The sequence below is a fragment of the Streptomyces sp. NPDC048337 genome, assembly GCF_043201175.1.
Taxonomy (GTDB): domain Bacteria; phylum Actinomycetota; class Actinomycetes; order Streptomycetales; family Streptomycetaceae; genus Streptomyces.
Window position 1 is genome coordinate 1 of record NZ_JBICYR010000051.1, and the last position, 17,205, is coordinate 17,205.

Genomic DNA, 17,205 nt, shown 5'->3' on the forward strand with positions numbered 1-17,205 from the left:
CGGGTGCCCCGGGCCCCCCCCGCGCGTGTTCGGGTGTGGTGCCCCCCCCCGGGCCGGCCCCCCGGGGGGGGGGGGGGGGGGGGCGGGGCCCCCCCCCGCCCCCCCCCGGCCCCTTCCCGCAATCCGACCCGCTACTGGGCGCCCGGGCGCACCAGGCCGCTCTCGTACGCGTACACCGCCGCCTGCACGCGGTCGCGCAGGCTCAGCTTCGTCAGCACGTGCCCCACGTGCGTCTTCACCGTCGTCTCGCTCACGAACAGGTCCGCCGCGATCTCCGCGTTCGACAGGCCCCGGGCCACCAGCTTCAGCACCTCGACCTCCCGCTCGGTCAGCGTCCCCAGCGTGTCCGGAACCGCGTCCTCACCCGACGGCAGGTGCCCCGCGTACTTGTCCAGCAGCCGCCGCGTGATGCTCGGCGCGAGCATCGCCTCACCCGCCGCCACCACCCGGATCGCCTGCACCAGCTCATTGGCCGGAGCGTCCTTCAGCAGGAACCCGCTCGCCCCCGCCCGCAGCGCCTCCACCACGTACTCGTCCAGATCGAACGTGGTCAGCACCAGCACCTTCGCCGGCCCGTCCCGCCCCGGACCGGTGATCTGGCGAGTCGCCTCCACCCCGTCCATCCGCGGCATCCGGATGTCCATCAGCACCACGTCGGGCTGCAGCGCCCGCACCTGGTCAAGCGCCTGAAGCCCGTCCCCGGCCTCCCCGACCACCGCCAGGTCCTGTTCGGCCTCCAGGATCATCCGGAAGCCCGTGCGCAGCAGTGGCTGGTCGTCGACCAGCAGGACGCGGATCGCCACGGGGTCTACCTCTATTCGTCGGACGGCTTCGGCGGACGCCGCCCATTCTGCCCTGGCCCGCCGATCACGAATCCGCCGGGCCGACCGCCCCCGGACGGGCTGGGGGCACCTCCCGGCGGTAGCCGGGGGAGATCACCAGCGGGTAGGGCGGGGGAGTCCCCCCGAACTCCGGACACACCGCCTGATGATCACACCAGCCGCACAGCTTCGTCGGCCGCGGCCGCCACTCGCCCGTCTCCGTCGCCTCCCGGATCGCCTCCCACAACGCCAGCAGCTTGCGCTCCACCCGCTCCAGATCCGCGACCACCGGGTCGTACGTCAACACGTCCCCACTGCCCAGATACACCAGCTGCAGCCGCCGCGGCACCACCTGCTTCAGCCGCCACACCACCAGCGCGTAGAACTTCATCTGGAACAGCGCACCCTCCGCATACTCCGGCCGCGGCGCCTTCCCCGTCTTGTAGTCGACGATCCGCACCTCACCCGTCGGCGCCACATCCACCCGGTCGATGATCCCGCGCAACCGCAGCCCCGACTCCAGCTCCGTCTCCACGAAGAACTCCCGCTCCACCGGCTCCAGCCGCGTCGGGTCCTCCAACGTGAACCAGCGCTCCACCAGCGCCTCGGCCTCCGTCAGCCACCGCGCCAGCCCCGCCCCCTCGTCCCCCGACGGGAACAGGTCCGTCAGCTCCGGCCGCGCCTCCAGCAACCGGTCCCACTGCCCCGGGATCAGCTCCTTGGCCCGCGGCGCCGTCCGCTCCTGCGCCGGATGGTCGAAGAGCCGCTCCAGCACCGCATGCACCAGCGTCCCCCGCGTGGCCGCCGCACTGGGCTTCTCCGGCAGCTTGTCGATCACCCGGAACCGGTACAGCAGCGGGCACTGCATGAAATCGCTCGCCCGAGAAGGGGAGAGCGAAGAAGGCCGTGCGGCACTGGGCGCCGCATCGGCCGGACCGTCACCGGGGCTCGTCGTCATGCACAAAACCCTACGACCCACCACCGACAGCACGCGCATACCATCGACGCCGAGCCCCCTCGCACTGCATGATCGAAGCATCACAACCCGCGACAGCACCCCACGAACCACACCACAACCAGAAGCACCGAACGAAGGACAGCCGTGGCAGACACCGACGAAACCGGCGAGCGCGCAGGCCGGCGCTCCGGACCGGGCGGCGGACTCCTCATGGGCCGCCCCTTCGGCGTGCCCGTCTACGTCTCGCCCAGCTGGTTCCTCGTCGCCGCCCTCATCACCTGGGTCTTCGGCGACCAGCTCGACCGCGTCCTGCCCGACCTCGGTCCAGTCCGCTACCTCGTCTCCCTCTTCTTCGCCGTCGCCTTCTACGCCTCCGTCCTCGTCCACGAACTCGCGCACACCATCGCCGCCCTCCGCTTCAAACTCCCCGTGCGCCGCATCCAGCTCCAGTTCTTCGGCGGAGTCTCCGAGATCGAGAAGGAATCCGAGACCCCCGGCCGCGAATTCGTCCTCGCCTTCGTCGGCCCCCTGCTCTCCCTCCTCCTCGCCGGAGCCTTCTACCTCGGCATGAAAGCCGTCGACCCCGCCACCGTCCCCGGCGTCCTCCTCGCCGGCCTGATGATCTCCAACCTGCTCGTCGCCGCCTTCAACCTGCTCCCCGGCCTCCCGCTCGACGGCGGCCGCATGCTCCGCGCCGTCATCTGGGGCATCACCGGCAAACCCATGACCGGCACCGTCGCCGCCGCCTGGATCGGGCGCGCCCTCGCCGTCACCGTCCTCCTCGGCCTGCCCCTGCTCACCCACACCGGGACCCTCGGCAACCGCACCGGCGACATCGGCGGCATGGACACCGTCATGGACGCCCTGCTCGCCGCCATTCTCGCCGCGATCATCTGGACCGGCGCCGGCAACAGCCTGCGCATGGCCCGCCTGCGCGAACACCTCCCCGAACTCCGCGCCCGCACCCTCACCCGGCGCGCCATCCCCGTCGAGAACGCCACCCCCCTCTCCGAGGCCCTGCGCCGTGCCACCGAAGCCGGAGCCCGCGCCCTCATCGTCGTCGACGGCCACGGAGACCCCACCGCCATCGCCCGCGAAGCCGCCATCGTGGCCGTCCCCGAACACCGCCGCCCCTGGGTCGCCGTCAGCACCGTCGCCCAGGACCTCACCGACGGCATGAAGGTTTCCGCGGAACTCACCGGCGAAGAACTCCTCGACCACCTCCGCGCCGCCCCCGCCACCGAATACCTCGTCCTCGAACCCACCGGCGAGATCTACGGCGTCCTCTCCACCCAAGACGTCGAAAGGGCCTTCGTGAAGGCCATGGCACGGCCCCAGTCCTGAAGCCAATACACTGGTCACATGTCCGAACCGACCGGTGCCGCCCGCCGACGCGGGCCCTTCGAGGTCGGGGATCAGGTTCAGCTCACCGACCCCAAGGGCCGCCACTACACGTTCACGCTCGAAGCCGGGAAGAATTTCCACACCCACAAGGGTTCCTTCCCCCACGACGAGCTGATCGGTGCCCCCGAAGGCAGCGTTGTCCGCACCACGGGCAACGTCGCGTACCTCGCGCTGCGCCCCCTGCTCCCCGACTATGTCCTGTCCATGCCCCGCGGTGCCGCCGTGGTCTACCCCAAGGACGCGGGCCAGATCCTGGCCTTCGCCGACATCTTCCCCGGCGCCCGCGTCGTGGAAGCAGGTGTGGGCTCCGGCTCCCTGAGCAGCTTCCTGCTGCGCGCCATCGGCGACCAGGGCATGCTCCACAGCTACGAGCGCCGCGCGGACTTCGCCGAGATCGCCACCGCCAACGTCGAGCGCTACTTCGGCGGCCCCCACCCCGCGTGGCAGCTGACCGTCGGCGACCTCCAGGACAACCTGTCCGACACCGACGTCGACCGCGTGATCCTCGACATGCTCGCCCCCTGGGAGTGCCTGGAGGCCGTCTCCAAGGCCCTCGTCCCCGGCGGCATCCTCTGCTGCTATGTGGCGACCACCACCCAGCTGTCCAAGACCGTCGAATCCATCCGCGAGATCGGCTGCTTCGCCGAACCGCAGCCGTGGGAATCGATGATCCGCAACTGGCACGTCGAAGGGCTCGCCGTCCGCCCGGACCACCGCATGATCGGCCACACCGGCTTCCTCGTCACCGCCCGCCGCCTCGCCGACGGCGTCGAGCCCCCGATGCGCCGCCGCCGCCCCGCCAAGGGCGCCTACGGCGAGGACTACGAAGGCCCCGGCAGCGACCGGTCCGCGTAGCACCTCCCCGGCAGTCGAACAACACGGCGCCGTGCCGCAGTTCCCGGAGCACGTCCGGGAACTGCGGCACGGCGCCTTTGCGTTGTACGGCACGGGCACCACCCGGCGCACGCACCGCACCGGCCCGCCCAGCCCCCGGACCCAGCCGTTCCACCCAGCGGAGCGATATGGCACGATGCTGGCTCCCCGTCACCCTTCGCACAGGAGACACCCCGCGTGCTGCACAGCCCCGCCGAGCTGACGCCGACACTGGAAACCCTGGCGCACAACCGCACCAGAACCGTGCACTGGCTCGCCACGGCCACCGCCATGGCCGCCGTCATAGCGGCCGCGGGACTCGTCCAGCCGGCCACCGGCACCCCCGCGACCCCGGCGGACCCCTCCGGCACGAACGGCCCCCAGGCCGCCGCCCCCGACGCCGCCGCGGTCACCTACCCGCTCGACTGCAAGGGCGCCCCACAGACCGTCACCGCCACCGCCCAGGGCGACCTCGACGGCGACGGCCGCCCCGAGACCGTGGCCGCCGTCCGCTGCGCCGCCGGCTCGGGCACCCCGCCCCACGCGATCTACGTCCTCACCCAGGACCGCACCGAGGGCTCCCCGCGCGTCGTGGCCACCCTGCTCGACGCCACCCGGCGACAGACCGCCACCGACCTCACCGTGCGCGACGGAACCGTCACCGCACGCCTCCTCGGCTACTCCTCGCCCGAGGTCCCGCGCTACGACCCCGACGTGAAACAGCTCGCCAAGTGGCGCTGGAGCGGCGGAAAATTCCGCCAGGAGCTGACGGACTCGGCCGCCGCGAGTGTTTGAACCGTCACTCCGCGTCCGGGCCGTACACCTCCACCCCGTCCGAAACGCGCCTTACGTGGATGCAGTCACCCGGGCATTCCTTCGCCGAGTCGACCACGTCCTGCAGTAGCGGCAGCGGAACCGGAGTGGTCGCCCCCGCCGCCTGGAGAAGCTCGTCGTCGGCGCTCTTCACGTACGCCAGACCATCGATGTCCAGCTCGAACACCTCCGGCGCGTACTGCGCGCAGATGCCGTCCCCGGTGCAGAGGTCCTGGTCGATCCAGACCTCGAGCGGCTCTCCAGCGTCGCTCACGCCGGCCGTGGGAGCCTCCTGCTGCACGGTCATATCTCCTGCCGTTCCCTGCTCTGAGTGATCCATCCCGGTCACAACTCGAAGCAAGTCGCACGAGCCCTGGCGGGTGTTGAACAGTTCGACCTTACAACCGGCCGCTTTCCGATGTTGATGGGTGGGTATTTCCTTGGCACGAGGGAGTACGCAAGGGTGAAGATCGGACACACCTCTACCGTCTTTGTGATCTAGGGGTTTCAATCACCACCAGCCCAGGTAGGGTCAGGAAGCGTCCAGCTCCCCTTGGAGGAGGTGAGGACCGTGGCAGCCCACGACGACGACATCAACCGCGGCATCCGGCCCGGGCGAGGGTCTGAGGACCCCGCCGGCCAGGTTGCCTATCTCGAGCAGGAAATCGCCGTCCTGCGACGCAAGCTCGCCGACTCTCCGCGACACACGAGGATTCTCGAAGAGCGGATCGTCGAGCTCCAGACAAATCTGGCAGGCGTCTCCGCGCAGAACGAACGACTGGCGAATACCCTCCGTGAGGCCCGCGACCAGATCGTGGCCCTCAAGGAAGAAGTCGACCGGCTCGCACAGCCGCCGGCCGGCTTCGGTGTCTTCCTTCAGGCGAACGAGGACGGCACCGTCGACATCTTCACCGGAGGCCGAAAGCTCCGCGTGAACGTCAGCCCCAGCGTCGACCCGGAAGACCTCCGGCGCGGCCAGGAGGTCATGCTCAACGAGGCCCTCAACGTGGTCGAGGCCATGGAATTCGAGCGGGCCGGGGACATCGTCACCCTCAAGGAGATCCTCGAGGACGGCGAGCGCGCCCTGGTGGTCGGGCACACCGACGAGGAAAGGGTGGTGAGGCTCGCCGAGCCGCTCCTGGACATCACCATCCGCCCCGGCGACGCCCTCCTGCTCGAACCCCGCTCCGGCTACGTCTACGAGGTCGTCCCCAAGAGCGAGGTCGAAGACCTCGTCCTCGAAGAGGTCCCCGACATCGACTACGACAAGATCGGCGGCCTGGGCGACCAGATCGAGCTGATCCGCGACGCGGTCGAGCTCCCGTACCTCTACCCCGACCTCTTCAAAGAACACGAACTGCGGCCCCCGAAGGGCATCCTGCTCTACGGCCCGCCCGGCTGCGGCAAGACGCTCATCGCCAAGGCCGTCGCCAACTCCCTTGCCAAGAAGGTCGCAGAAGTGACCGGACAGGCAGCCGGGAAGTCGTACTTCCTGAACATCAAGGGACCCGAACTCCTCAACAAGTACGTCGGCGAGACCGAGCGGCACATCCGCCTCGTCTTCCAGCGTGCCCGCGAAAAGGCGAGCGAGGGCACCCCCGTCATCGTCTTCTTCGACGAGATGGAGTCCCTCTTCCGCACCCGCGGATCCGGCGTCAGCTCGGACGTGGAGAACACCATCGTCCCCCAGCTGCTCGCCGAGATCGACGGCGTGGAAGGCCTGGAGAACGTCATCGTCATCGGCGCCTCCAACCGCGAGGACATGATCGACCCGGCCATCCTGCGCCCCGGCCGCCTCGACGTGAAGATCAAGATCGAGCGCCCGGACGCGGAGGCCGCGAAGGACATCTTCGCGAAGTACCTCAAGGCCTCGCTGCCCCTGCACGCGGACGACCTGTCCGAACACCAGGGCTCCACGGCCGGCACCGTCCACAGCATGATCCAGACCGTCGTCGAGCAGATGTACGCCGAAACCGAGGAGAACCGCTTCCTCGAGGTCACGTACGCCAACGGCGACAAGGAAGTCCTCTACTTCAAGGACTTCAACTCGGGCGCGATGATCCAGAACATCGTGGACCGTGCGAAGAAGATGGCGATCAAGGCCTTCCTCGAGCACAACCAGAAGGGCCTCCGGGTCTCCCACCTCCTCCAGGCATGCGTGGACGAGTTCAAGGAGAACGAGGACCTGCCCAACACCACCAACCCGGACGACTGGGCCCGAATCTCCGGAAAGAAGGGCGAGCGGATCGTATTCATCCGCACCCTCGTCACCGGAAAGCAAGGCGCGGACACCGGACGCTCCATCGACACGGTGGCAAACACCGGTCAGTACCTCTGACGAAGCGGAGCGGCTGCGGATGCCCTCCAAGGGCATCCGCAGCCGACTGCTTTACCGGCCGCTTTTCGGCCGATGACGAGGCGAATTCAATGACGGAAATGATCTCCCCACGAGCGCGAAGTGGTTCTAGGCTCTTCCGTACCGCCGCCGGACGCGCAGTGCGGGGACGGGCACCGCACAGGAACAGGCACAGGCACGCGCACCGGAGCACCAGCGGTACTTGAGCGCCGCTCCCGAAGGGGGCGCCGCCGGGCAAGGAGGGCCGCATGACCGTACGGCGAGTAATGGGGATCGAGACGGAGTACGGGATCTCCGTTCCGGGGCACCCGAACGCCAATGCCATGCTCACCTCGTCCCAGATCGTCAACGCCTACGCGGCGGCGATGCACCGGGCGCGACGCGCCCGCTGGGACTTCGAGGAGGAGAATCCGCTGCGGGACGCCCGCGGCTTCGACCTCGCCCGCGAGGCCGCCGACAACAGCCAGCTCACCGACGAGGACATCGGCCTCGCCAACGTCATCCTCACGAACGGCGCACGGCTCTACGTCGACCACGCACACCCCGAGTACAGCTCGCCGGAGATCACCAATCCCCTCGACGCCGTGCTCTGGGACAAGGCCGGCGAACGGATCATGGCGGAGGCGGCCGTCAGGGCGGCCCAGCTCCCCGGCGCCCAGCCGATCCACCTCTACAAGAACAACACCGACAACAAGGGCGCCTCCTACGGCACGCACGAGAACTACCTGATGAAGCGGGAGACCCCCTTCTCGGAGATCGTCCGCCACCTGACCCCCTTCTTCGTCTCCCGCCAGGTCGTGACGGGCGCGGGGCGCGTCGGCATCGGCCAGGACGGCCGCGAGCACGGCTTCCAGATCAGCCAGCGCGCGGACTACTTCGAGGTCGAGGTCGGCCTGGAGACCACCCTGAAGCGGCCCATCATCAACACCCGGGACGAACCGCACTCGGACGCCGAGAAGTACCGCCGCCTGCACGTGATCATCGGCGACGCGAACCTGTCCGAGATCTCCACCTACCTCAAGCTCGGCACGACGGCACTGGTGCTCGGCATGATCGAAGACCAGTTCATCAGTGTCGACCTGGCTGTCGACCAGCCCGTACGCACCCTCCACCAGGTCTCCCACGACCCCGACCTGAAGCACCTGATCACGCTGCGCAGCGGGCGGACGCTGACCGCCGTACAACTCCAGATGGAGTACTTCGAGCTGGCCAGGAAGTACGTGGAGGAGCGTTTCGGTTCCGACGCGGACGAGCAGACCAAGGATGTGCTGGCCCGCTGGGAGGACGTGCTGGGCCGGCTGGAGAGCGACCCCATGAGCCTGTCGGGGGAGCTGGACTGGATCGCCAAGCGGGAGATCCTGGAGGGCTACCGGCGCCGGGACGGGCTGGGCTGGGACGCGGCGCGGCTGCACCTGGTGGACCTCCAGTACTCGGACGTACGGCCCGAGAAGGGCCTGTACAACCGCCTGGTGGCCCGCGGCAAGATGAAGCGGCTGGTGGAGGAGCCGGCGGTGGAACGGGCGGCCAGCAAGCCGCCGGAGGACACCCGGGCGTACTTCCGGGGCCGCTGCCTGGAGCAGTACGCGGACGACGTCGCGGCGGCCTCCTGGGACTCGGTGATCTTCGACCTCCCGGGCCGGGATTCCTTGCAGCGGGTCCCGACCCTGGAACCCCTGCGGGGGACCCGGAACCACGTCAAGGAGCTCCTGGACCGCTGCCGCACGGCGGAGGACCTGGTGCGGGTGCTTTCCGGCCAGTGAGCGGCGCCTGCGGGGCCTGAAAAGGCCCCGGTCCGGGAATCATGAGAAAGACCGGACGTTAATGAAAGTGCGGGGACGAATGTCGGATCCTCCTTGTAGGGTCCGACGTAGGGTCTGATCTTGAGAGATCCCGAATCCCGGGGTCTCTCGACATGAGCGTGCGAACCGAGCGGGGTGAGGTAGACATGGCGACCAAGGACACCGGCGGCGGACAGCAGAAGGCGACGCGCTCGACCGAGGAGGTCGAGGAGGCGGCGGTCGAGGAATCGACCGACCTCAAGGAGCGGCAGGAGAAGCTCTCCGACGACGTCGACTCCGTACTCGACGAAATCGACGACGTCTTGGAGGAGAACGCCGAGGATTTCGTGAGGTCGTTCGTGCAAAAGGGTGGCCAGTAAGGGCTATTGAGGCCATTTGACCTTCGAATCGAAGGTGCGGGGGGCGGGGTGGCCGAGGTGGCGCCTGAGGGCATGAAGCGTTGCTCGCGATGCAAGCGTGTTCAATCCTGCGAGGCCTTCGCGAGCAATCGCTCGATGCGGGATGGCCTTCAGGCGTACTGCCGCGAATGCCAGGCTGAGCACTACAAGCAGCGCCAAGAAGCGAAGGGGCAGACGGTGAGGGCGAAGGTGCCCGTGCCGGCTGGCCACAAGAGATGTCCCCAGTGCGGGGAGATCAAGCCGCATTCGGAGTGGGAGCGGAACAAGACCAGTTCCGACGGTTGGGCCAGCTACTGCCGAGAGTGCCGGGCACAGCGGAACCGTGCCTCGTACTTCAAGCGCCATTACGGCATTACCGAAGCCGAGCGTGATGACATGATCGCGGCTCAGGGCGGGGTCTGCCTGCTCTGCCAGGATGCCCCGGCCGAGCACGTTGATCACGATCATCAGACGGGTAAGGTCCGAGGCGTACTGTGCTTCAGCTGTAACGCAGCACTGGGGCAGCTCAAGGATCGGCCGGACGTCATGCGACGTGCAGCCGCTTACGTGGAAGGAAACCTGTGGAACCCAACACTCGTAGCACAGGGCGTCTACCGGCAGCCTTCCTGACGCCGGGGTCGTCGTCCTTCATGGACTTCCTGGGCGCGCACGCGCCCGAGATGCTGCCGGGGAACCGGAAGCTGCCCGAGGGGATCGTCGAGGCGCCGCACGGGACGACCATCGTCGCCGCCACCTTCCCCGGAGGGGTCGTGCTCGCCGGTGACCGGCGGGCGACCATGGGGAACATGATCGCGCAGCGGGACATCGAGAAGGTGTTCCCGGCCGACGAGTACTCCGCGGTCGGCATCGCCGGTACGGCCGGCCTGGCCGTGGAGATGGTCAAGCTGTTCCAGCTGGAGCTGGAGCACTTCGAGAAGGTGGAGGGGACCACCCTCTCCCTGGAGGGCAAGGCCAACCGGCTGTCCACCATGATCCGGAGCAATCTGGGCATGGCGATGCAGGGGCTGGCCGTCGTACCGCTCTTCGCCGGGTACGACGAGGCCAAGGAGAAGGGCCGGATCTTCTCCTACGACGTGACCGGCGGCCGCTCCGAGGAGCACGGTTACGCCGCCACCGGGTCCGGTTCGATCTTCGCGCGCGGATCCATGAAGAAGCTGTTCCGCCCGGACCTGACGGAGGAGCAGGCCACCACGCTGGTCGTGCAGGCGCTGTACGACGCCGCCGACGACGACTCGGCGACCGGCGGTCCGGACCTGTACCGCCACATCTATCCCATCGTCACCGTCATCACCGACGAGGGCTTCCGCAGGCTGACCGAGGACGAGTCGCAGGCTCTGGCCCGTTCGGTCACCGACCGGCGGCTCGAGCAGCCCGACGGGCCGCGCGCCGCCCTGCTCTGACCACTCCTCGTCTCGTCGCCCAGAAGAAAGGGACGGATAACCGGTGTCGACTCCGTTCTATGTGTCACCCCAGCAGGCCATGGCCGACCGGGCGGAATACGCCCGGAAGGGCATCGCCCGCGGTCGCAGCCTTGTCGTGCTGCAGTACGCCGACGGCATCGTGTTTGTCGGCGAGAACCCGTCCCGCGCGCTGCACAAGTTCAGCGAGATCTACGACCGGATCGGCTTCGCGGCCGCCGGCAAGTACAACGAGTACGAGAACCTGCGGATCGGCGGTGTGCGCTATGCCGATCTGCGCGGATACACCTACGACCGTGACGATGTGACGGCCCGTGGGCTGGCGAACGTGTACGCGCAGACGCTCGGCACGATCTTTTCGAGTGCCGGTGAGAAGCCGTACGAGGTGGAGCTGGTCGTCGCCGAGGTCGGGGCGACGGCTGCCGGTGACCAGATCTACCGGCTTCCGCACGACGGGTCGATCGTGGACGAGCACGGTTCGGTCGCGGTCGGTGGTAACGCCGAGCAGATCAGCACCTTCCTCGATCAGCGTCATCAGGACGGGATGACCCTCCCCGATGCGCTGAAGCTGGCGGTGCAGGCGCTGTCGAGCCAGGCGAACGGTGCGGACAAGACGATTCCGGCCGAGCGGCTGGAGGTGGCGGTGCTGGACCGGACGCGGTCGCAGCAGCGGAAGTTCAAGCGGATCCGCGGCCGGCAGCTGGCGCGGCTGCTGGAGGCGGAGGTTCCGGCTGCGGCGCAGGCGGATGCCGTGTCGAACGACGAGGCGCCGGAGGACGACGCCGAGTAGAAGCAGTTCAGCGATGGCCCCAGTCCGCCGTTTTCGGTGGGCCGGGGCTTCGTCGTTTCAGCGGGTGGTGGGGGCGGGGCCCGAGGAGTCGCGGGTGACGAGGTGGACGGGGATGTCGGGGGCGGTCCAGGTGGTGCCGTCGAGGACGGCGAGGAGGGCGGTCATGCCCTGTTCGCCGACGGTTTCGGCGGGGAGGCGGACGGTGGTGAGTTCGGGTTCGACGGCGGTGGCGAGGGCGAGGTCGTCGAAGCCGGTGACGGAGAGGTCGTCGGGGACGTGCAGGCCGAGGCGGCGGGCGGCTTTGCAGGCGCCGGCGGCGAGGATGTCGTCGTCGCAGACGATGGCGGTGGGGCGGGGCCCGGGGGCGGCCAGGGCGGTCTCCATGGCCGTACGGGCGCCGTTCACGCTGAGGGGGGCCCGTACGGTGCGCAGCTGGGTGTCGGGTCCGAGGAGGACGGCCAGGGTCTTGGCACGGACTTCGAAGGTCCAGGAGTCGACGGCGGAGGCGAGGTGGAGGAAGTTGCGGTGGCCGAGGGTGAGGAGGTGTTCGGTGACTTGGCGCATGCCGTCGGCCATGGCGAGGTTGACGTGGGCGGCGGCGGTGTCGGCGGTGGGGTCGCTGTCGAGCATGACGAGGGGGAGGTCGGCACCGCCGATGGCGTGGAGGGCGTCGGCGGCCATGGAGGAGGCGATGACTCCGTCGAGGGCGGCGCGGGCGGAGGCGAAGGGGTCGCGGGCGGGGCCGGTGCCGTCGGGGGAGGGGTAGAGGACGACGCCGAAGCCGTGTTCGGCGGCGACGCGGGCGGCGCCGGTGTAGACGCGGGCGAAGAATTCGTTGGTGAGGGCGGGGACGACGAGCAGGGCGGTGCGGGTGGAGCCGAGGCGGAGGTTGCGGGCGGCGAGGTTGGGGCGGTAGCCGAGCCGGGTGGCGGCTTCGCGGACGAGGCCGGCGGTGCGTTCGGAGACGCGGCCGCGCCATTTGTCGCCGAGGACGAGGGAGACGGTGGCCTGGGAGACCCCGGCGGCGGTGGCCACGTCCCGGCTGGTGGGTCTCGTCACACGGTGCTCCTGAACTGCGAGGTCGTCGGGGTGGGGGCGGTCGGTGGGGTGGACCCGTGACCTGCGGCCATGGTACGTATGACCCGTCACGTTATACGTATTACCCCGGCGGGATCCGGGCAGAAGGGGGCGGACATGGCCGCGGGTTACGCGGAGCTGCTCAGGACCCGGCACGCCGCGAGGCTGCTGGTGGGCACGCTCATAGGCCGGCTGCCCAACGGCACCGCGCCGATCGCGATCGTGCTCTTCACGCGGGCCGAGGGCGGCAGCTACAGCCTCGCGGGGGCGCTGGCGGCCGCGTACGGGGTGGCGAACGCGGTGGGGCAGCCGTTGCTCGGTCGCGCCGTGGACCTGTACGGGCAGCCGCGGGTGCAGCTGCCGGCCGCGCTGGTGTCGGCGCTGGGGATGGTGTGGCTTGCCGTGGCGGGTACCGGGTCGGCGGTGGCCGCGTATGCCGCGGTGGTGGTCGCGGGGCTGTTCACGCCGCCGCTGGAGGGCGGGCTGCGGGCGCTGTGGCCGAGCGTGCTGGGTGGCAAGGAGGAGCGGGTGCACGCCGCGTACGCGATGGACGCGGTGGCCCAGGAGGTCATGTTCACCGTGGGCCCGCTGCTGGTGACGCTGTTCGTGGCGTTGTGGTCCCCGGCCGGTGCGCTGCTCGCGCTGAACGCGATCGGGGTGCTGGGCGCGCTGTCGGTGGTGGTCTCGGAGCCGTCGAGGCGGTGGCGTTCGGAGCCGCGGGAGGCGCACTGGCTGGGGGCGCTGCGCTCGCGGGGGCTGCTGGCGCTGCTGGGGGCCTTCTTCTTCGTGGGGACGGCGTTGGGGTCGATCACGGTGGCGGGTGTCGCCTACGCGGATGACCACGGGAACCAGGCGGTGTACGGCTGGCTGATGGCGGCTTTGGGTCTGGGTGCGCTGATCGGCGGTGTGGCGTACGGGGCGCGGCGGTGGACGGGGGCGGCGGAGCGGCGGCTGCGGGTGCTGGTGGCGTTGCTGGCGGTGTGCTATCTGCCGTTGATGCTGACGCCGGGTCCGGTGGCGATGGCGGGGCTGACGGCGCTGGCGGGCGTGTTCCTGGCGCCGGCGATCGCGTGTGCGTTCATCGTCGTGGACCGGCACGCGCCGGCGGGGACGGTGACGGAGGCGTTCTCGTGGCTGGTGACGTTCTTCGGGGTGGGGGCGGCGATCGGTACGGCTGCGGCGGGTCCGGCGGTGGAGCTGGGCGGTACGGCGGCGGGCTTCGGGGTGGCGGGTGCGGCCGGGGCGGCGGCGCTGCTGGTGCTGACGGTGACTCAGCGGGTGTTGGCAACTCCCGGCCGCAGCCGCGCGGTGGCGGGTTCGGCGGAGGGGGCGTCAGGGGGTGCGTCGGAGGGGTCGTCCGGGGTCGGGTCCGAGGTGCCTTCTGCGGGGTGATCGGCGGGCCGGTGGGCGGGTCCGTACGGGGTCGCGCCGGTGCGGTTCGCCAAACTGATCGAAACGGCGCTCTCGAACCCGGTTTCAGAAGGGGGCAGAAGGCGTAATGTTCAGTCATGGACCGCCGCATTTTCGGGCTGGAGAACGAGTACGGCGTCACGTGCACGTTCAGGGGACAGCGCCGACTGTCTCCTGACGAAGTGGCGCGCTACCTCTTCCGCCGTGTTGTGTCATGGGGCCGCAGCAGCAATGTCTTCCTGCGGAACGGCGCCCGCCTGTACCTCGACGTGGGTTCGCATCCGGAATATGCAACTCCCGAATGCGACAACGTGACCGAACTGGTCACGCACGACAAGGCGGGCGAGCGCATTCTCGAAGGACTGCTCGTCGACGCCGAACGCCGCCTGCACGAGGAGGGAATCGCGGGCGACGTCTATCTCTTCAAGAACAACACCGACTCGGCGGGCAACTCGTACGGCTGCCACGAGAACTACCTGGTGGCCCGGCACGGGGAATTCTCCCGCCTGGCGGACATTCTCATTCCGTTCCTTGTGACGCGGCAGCTGATCTGCGGCGCGGGCAAGGTGCTCCAGACTCCTCGGGGCGCGGTCTACTGCGTGAGCCAGCGGGCCGAGCACATCTGGGAGGGCGTCAGCTCCGCCACGACGCGCTCGCGGCCGATCATCAACACGCGGGACGAGCCGCACGCGGACGCGGAGCGCTACCGGCGTCTGCACGTGATCGTCGGCGACTCGAACATGTCGGAGACGACCATGCTGCTGAAGGTCGGGGCCACCGACCTGGTGCTGCGCATGATTGAGGCGGGGACGGTGATGCGGGACCTGACCCTGGAGAACCCGATCCGGGCGATCCGCGAGGTCAGCCACGACATCACGGGTCAGCGCAAGGTGCGCCTGGCGAGCGGCCGGGAGGCGTCGGCGCTGGAGATCCAGCGGGAGTACTACGACAAGGCGGTGGACTTCGCCGAGCGGCGGGGGATCCGTACCGGTGTGGTGGACCAGGTGCTGGAGCTGTGGGGCCGGACCCTCGACGCGATCGAGGAGGAGGACCTGGACCGGATCGGGACCGAGATCGACTGGGTCATGAAGTACCAGCTGATCGAGCGGTACCGGGGCAAGCACAACATGACGATGTCGAATCCGCGGGTGGCTCAGATAGACCTCGCCTACCACGACATCCACCGTCGGCGCGGGCTGTACTACCTGCTGGAGCGCAAGGGGCAGGCGGCTCGGATCTGCAACGACCTCAAGATCTTCGAGGGCAAGTCGGTGCCTCCGCAGACGACGAGGGCGCGGCTGCGCGGGGACTTCATCCGGCGGGCGCAGGAGCAGCGGCGGGACTTCACGGTCGACTGGGTGCACCTGAAGCTCAATGACCAGGCGCAGCGGACGGTGCTGTGCAAGGACCCGTTCCGGTCGGTGGACGACCGGGTGGAGAAGCTGATCGCCGGTATGTAAGTGCACTGTGTGACATCGCACTGATCTTGGCCAGGGCCCCGTACGTATCTCGTACGGGGCCTTGCTACGCCTTAGAGTGGCGGCGACCGCCTTGCCGTCTGAGATCTGAGGAACACGTGCGCCGACTTGCAGGCCTGCTGGTCGTACCCCTTCTGCTGCTGTCGACAGCGGCGTGTGGTGATGACAGCTCCGACTCCGCCCAGATGAAGAACGGGGTGCCCGCGATCACCAAGGGCGCCAAGTTCGACGAGACCCCCACCCTGTCGAAGGGCAAGGGCGAACCGCCGAAGGAACTGAAGGTCGTGACGATCAGCGAGGGCAACGGCCCGGCGCTGAAGAAGGGCGACATCGCCCAGGTCAACTACCTCGGCCAGGTGTGGGACGGCAAGGAGCCGTTCGACCAGAGCTTCGGCAAGGGCAAGCCGTTCGACGTCACCATCGGTGCCGGCGCGGTCATCAAGGGCTGGGACCAGGGCCTGGAGGGCCAGAAGGTCGGCAGCCGTGTCGAGCTCGTGATCCCGCCGGCCCTCGGCTACGGCGAGCAGGGCTCGGGCGACAAGATCAAGCCGAACGCCACGCTGGTCTTCGTCGTGGACATCGTCAAGGGCACCTCCGTCCCGGCCTCGGCCACGGGCAAGGAGGTCGCGCAGGACAACAAGGACCTGCCCAAGGTCGGCACGAACACGGACGGCAAGGAAGTCTCCGTGGCCGTCCCGAAGGACGTGGCCGCTCCGTCCAAGCTGGTCTCGAACTACGTCCTGGAGGGCGACGGCGCGGCGGTGAAGGACACCGACAGCGTCGTGGTCAAGTTCAACGGCAAGACCTGGAAGGACGACAAGACCTTCGAGAGCACCTACACCAGCGACACCACGGTCACGTGGCCGATGGCGCAGCTCTCGGTCAAGGGTCTGAAGGACGGCCTGATCGGCAAGAAGGTCGGCAGCCGCATCCTGCTGGTCATCCCGCCGGACCAGGGCTTCGGCGACAAGGAGCAGGGGACCATCCCGGCCAACTCGACGCTGGTCTTCAGTCTCGACATCCTCGCGGTGATGTAAGACTGTCCCGGTTGTCCCCCAGTTCGTACGTATGAGGAGCAGTTCCGTGAGCGACAAGCTCGAGAAGCCCGAAATCGACTTCCCCGAGGGCGAGGCCCCCGCGGACCTCGTGATCGAGGACATCTGGCTGGGCGACGGTGCCGAGGCCAAGGCCGGCGACGTGGTCTCCGTCCACTACGTGGGCGTGGCCTTCTCCACCGGTGAGGAGTTCGACGCTTCCTGGAACCGCGGCTCCGCGCTCCAGTTCCAGCTCGGTGTCGGCCAGGTCATCGCCGGCTGGGACCAGGGTGTCCAGGGCATGAAGGTCGGCGGCCGCCGCAAGCTGACGATCCCGGCCCACCTCGCCTACGGCAGCCGTGGCGCGGGCGACGCGATCGGCCCGGACGAGACGCTGATCTTCGTCTGCGACCTGATGAAGGTCGGCCGCTGATCCGGGCTTCCCGATCGGCCGAGGGGCCCCCCCCCGCCCGGGGGGGGCCCCCGCCGTTTGCCCGGGGGGCCCGGGCGGGCCGGTGGACGGGGACGCGGGTGGGTGGCGAGGCGGGGTCCGGCGGCGGAGGCGGTTGCCCATGG

General features: G+C 69.1%; 17 protein-coding genes. 13 read left to right on the top strand and 4 right to left on the bottom strand.

The features are described 5' to 3' along the window. Positions 1–131 precede the first annotated feature (131 nt). Both ACGFYU_RS37390 and ACGFYU_RS37395 read right to left on the bottom strand, forming a co-directional pair. Positions 132–803 carry a response regulator gene (locus tag ACGFYU_RS37390; protein WP_393831765.1) on the bottom strand — a complete coding sequence of 224 codons (672 nt, stop codon included), beginning with the start codon at positions 801–803 and terminating at the stop codon, positions 132–134. Positions 804–867: 64 nt separating this feature from the next. Then, entirely contained in the window at positions 868–1,779 is a 912-nt protein-coding gene (locus ACGFYU_RS37395; RefSeq protein WP_393831766.1) for a RecB family exonuclease, read from the bottom strand. Between the two features lie 210 nt (positions 1,780–1,989). Here ACGFYU_RS37395 and ACGFYU_RS37400 point away from each other — a divergent pair, with 210 nt between their 5' ends. The 3 genes from ACGFYU_RS37400 (at position 1,990) to ACGFYU_RS37410 (ending at position 4,851) form a co-directional block, all read left to right on the top strand. Next, positions 1,990–3,123, top strand: a complete 1,134-nt coding sequence (locus tag ACGFYU_RS37400) for a site-2 protease family protein (protein ID WP_393831778.1) — start codon at positions 1,990–1,992, stop codon at positions 3,121–3,123. Between the two features lie 18 nt (positions 3,124–3,141). Beyond that, positions 3,142–4,038 (top strand): tRNA (adenine-N1)-methyltransferase, encoded by an 897-nt coding sequence (locus ACGFYU_RS37405; protein ID WP_362596102.1) that lies wholly within the window; start codon positions 3,142–3,144, stop codon positions 4,036–4,038. Between the two features lie 216 nt (positions 4,039–4,254). Continuing rightward, a complete protein-coding gene (locus tag ACGFYU_RS37410; protein ID WP_393831767.1) occupies positions 4,255–4,851 on the top strand; it encodes a hypothetical protein in 597 nt (198 codons plus the stop codon). 4 nt (positions 4,852–4,855) lie between these two features. Here ACGFYU_RS37410 and ACGFYU_RS37415 read toward each other — a convergent pair whose 3' ends face one another. Continuing rightward, a complete protein-coding gene (locus tag ACGFYU_RS37415; protein WP_393831768.1) occupies positions 4,856–5,176 on the bottom strand; it encodes a ferredoxin in 321 nt (106 codons plus the stop codon). A 264-nt stretch (positions 5,177–5,440) separates the two neighbouring features. Between ACGFYU_RS37415 and arc the strand changes: the two genes are divergently transcribed. The 6 genes from arc to prcA all read left to right on the top strand — a co-directional run bounded on the left by arc (position 5,441) and on the right by prcA (position 11,630). After that, positions 5,441–7,207: a proteasome ATPase gene (arc, locus tag ACGFYU_RS37420; RefSeq protein ID WP_393831769.1), complete on the top strand. Its 1,767-nt coding sequence runs from the start codon at positions 5,441–5,443 to the stop codon at positions 7,205–7,207. 266 nt (positions 7,208–7,473) lie between these two features. Continuing rightward, positions 7,474–8,985, top strand: coding sequence for a depupylase/deamidase Dop (dop, locus tag ACGFYU_RS37425; RefSeq protein WP_393831770.1), 1,512 nt, complete (start codon positions 7,474–7,476; stop codon positions 8,983–8,985). A gap of 185 nt (positions 8,986–9,170) precedes the next feature. Beyond that, positions 9,171–9,383 carry a ubiquitin-like protein Pup gene (locus tag ACGFYU_RS37430; RefSeq protein ID WP_030016348.1) on the top strand — a complete coding sequence of 71 codons (213 nt, stop codon included), beginning with the start codon at positions 9,171–9,173 and terminating at the stop codon, positions 9,381–9,383. 72 nt (positions 9,384–9,455) lie between these two features. After that, entirely contained in the window at positions 9,456–10,031 is a 576-nt protein-coding gene (locus ACGFYU_RS37435; protein ID WP_393831779.1) for an endonuclease VII domain-containing protein, read from the top strand. Then, complete coding sequence (gene prcB, locus ACGFYU_RS37440) at positions 9,983–10,822, top strand: proteasome subunit beta (RefSeq protein WP_393831771.1); 840 nt, start codon at positions 9,983–9,985, stop codon at positions 10,820–10,822. The genes ACGFYU_RS37435 and prcB overlap by 49 nt, the downstream gene beginning before the upstream one ends. A 43-nt stretch (positions 10,823–10,865) precedes the next feature. Beyond that, entirely contained in the window at positions 10,866–11,630 is a 765-nt protein-coding gene (gene prcA / locus ACGFYU_RS37445; RefSeq protein WP_393831772.1) for a proteasome subunit alpha, read from the top strand. Positions 11,631–11,687: 57 nt separating this feature from the next. Here the strand turns inward: prcA and ACGFYU_RS37450 are convergent, their stop codons facing one another. Next, positions 11,688–12,689 carry a LacI family DNA-binding transcriptional regulator gene (locus tag ACGFYU_RS37450; protein WP_393831773.1) on the bottom strand — a complete coding sequence of 334 codons (1,002 nt, stop codon included), beginning with the start codon at positions 12,687–12,689 and terminating at the stop codon, positions 11,688–11,690. A 135-nt stretch (positions 12,690–12,824) separates the two neighbouring features. Here ACGFYU_RS37450 and ACGFYU_RS37455 point away from each other — a divergent pair, with 135 nt between their 5' ends. The 4 genes from ACGFYU_RS37455 (at position 12,825) to ACGFYU_RS37470 (ending at position 17,062) form a co-directional block, all read left to right on the top strand. Then, positions 12,825–14,099, top strand: a complete 1,275-nt coding sequence (locus tag ACGFYU_RS37455) for an MFS transporter (RefSeq protein ID WP_393831774.1) — start codon at positions 12,825–12,827, stop codon at positions 14,097–14,099. Positions 14,100–14,215: 116 nt separating this feature from the next. Then, positions 14,216–15,577, top strand: coding sequence for a Pup--protein ligase (gene pafA / locus ACGFYU_RS37460; protein ID WP_393831775.1), 1,362 nt, complete (start codon positions 14,216–14,218; stop codon positions 15,575–15,577). Between the two features lie 116 nt (positions 15,578–15,693). Then, on the top strand, positions 15,694–16,632 hold the full coding sequence (locus ACGFYU_RS37465) for an FKBP-type peptidyl-prolyl cis-trans isomerase (RefSeq protein WP_393831776.1): 939 nt from the start codon (positions 15,694–15,696) through the stop codon (positions 16,630–16,632). A 31-nt stretch (positions 16,633–16,663) separates the two neighbouring features. Then, positions 16,664–17,062 (top strand): FKBP-type peptidyl-prolyl cis-trans isomerase, encoded by a 399-nt coding sequence (locus tag ACGFYU_RS37470; protein WP_393831777.1) that lies wholly within the window; start codon positions 16,664–16,666, stop codon positions 17,060–17,062. Positions 17,063–17,205 lie beyond the last annotated feature (143 nt).

What these genes read in the sequence shown, in the direction of transcription:
- ACGFYU_RS37395 (WP_393831766.1), bottom strand. Translation starts at nt 1,779, where the DNA reads ATGACGACGAGCCCCGGTGACGGTCCGGCCGATGCGGCGCCCAGTGCC.
- dop (WP_393831770.1), top strand. Translation starts at nt 7,474, where the DNA reads ATGACCGTACGGCGAGTAATGGGGATCGAGACGGAGTACGGGATCTCC.
- ACGFYU_RS37400 (WP_393831778.1), top strand. Translation starts at nt 1,990, where the DNA reads ATGGGCCGCCCCTTCGGCGTGCCCGTCTACGTCTCGCCCAGCTGGTTC.
- ACGFYU_RS37455 (WP_393831774.1), top strand. Translation starts at nt 12,825, where the DNA reads ATGGCCGCGGGTTACGCGGAGCTGCTCAGGACCCGGCACGCCGCGAGG.
- ACGFYU_RS37415 (WP_393831768.1), bottom strand. Translation starts at nt 5,176, where the DNA reads ATGACCGTGCAGCAGGAGGCTCCCACGGCCGGCGTGAGCGACGCTGGA.
- ACGFYU_RS37430 (WP_030016348.1), top strand. Translation starts at nt 9,171, where the DNA reads ATGGCGACCAAGGACACCGGCGGCGGACAGCAGAAGGCGACGCGCTCG.
- ACGFYU_RS37435 (WP_393831779.1), top strand. Translation starts at nt 9,456, where the DNA reads ATGAAGCGTTGCTCGCGATGCAAGCGTGTTCAATCCTGCGAGGCCTTC.
- ACGFYU_RS37470 (WP_393831777.1), top strand. Translation starts at nt 16,664, where the DNA reads ATGAGGAGCAGTTCCGTGAGCGACAAGCTCGAGAAGCCCGAAATCGAC.
- pafA (WP_393831775.1), top strand. Translation starts at nt 14,216, where the DNA reads ATGGACCGCCGCATTTTCGGGCTGGAGAACGAGTACGGCGTCACGTGC.
- ACGFYU_RS37405 (WP_362596102.1), top strand. Translation starts at nt 3,142, where the DNA reads ATGTCCGAACCGACCGGTGCCGCCCGCCGACGCGGGCCCTTCGAGGTC.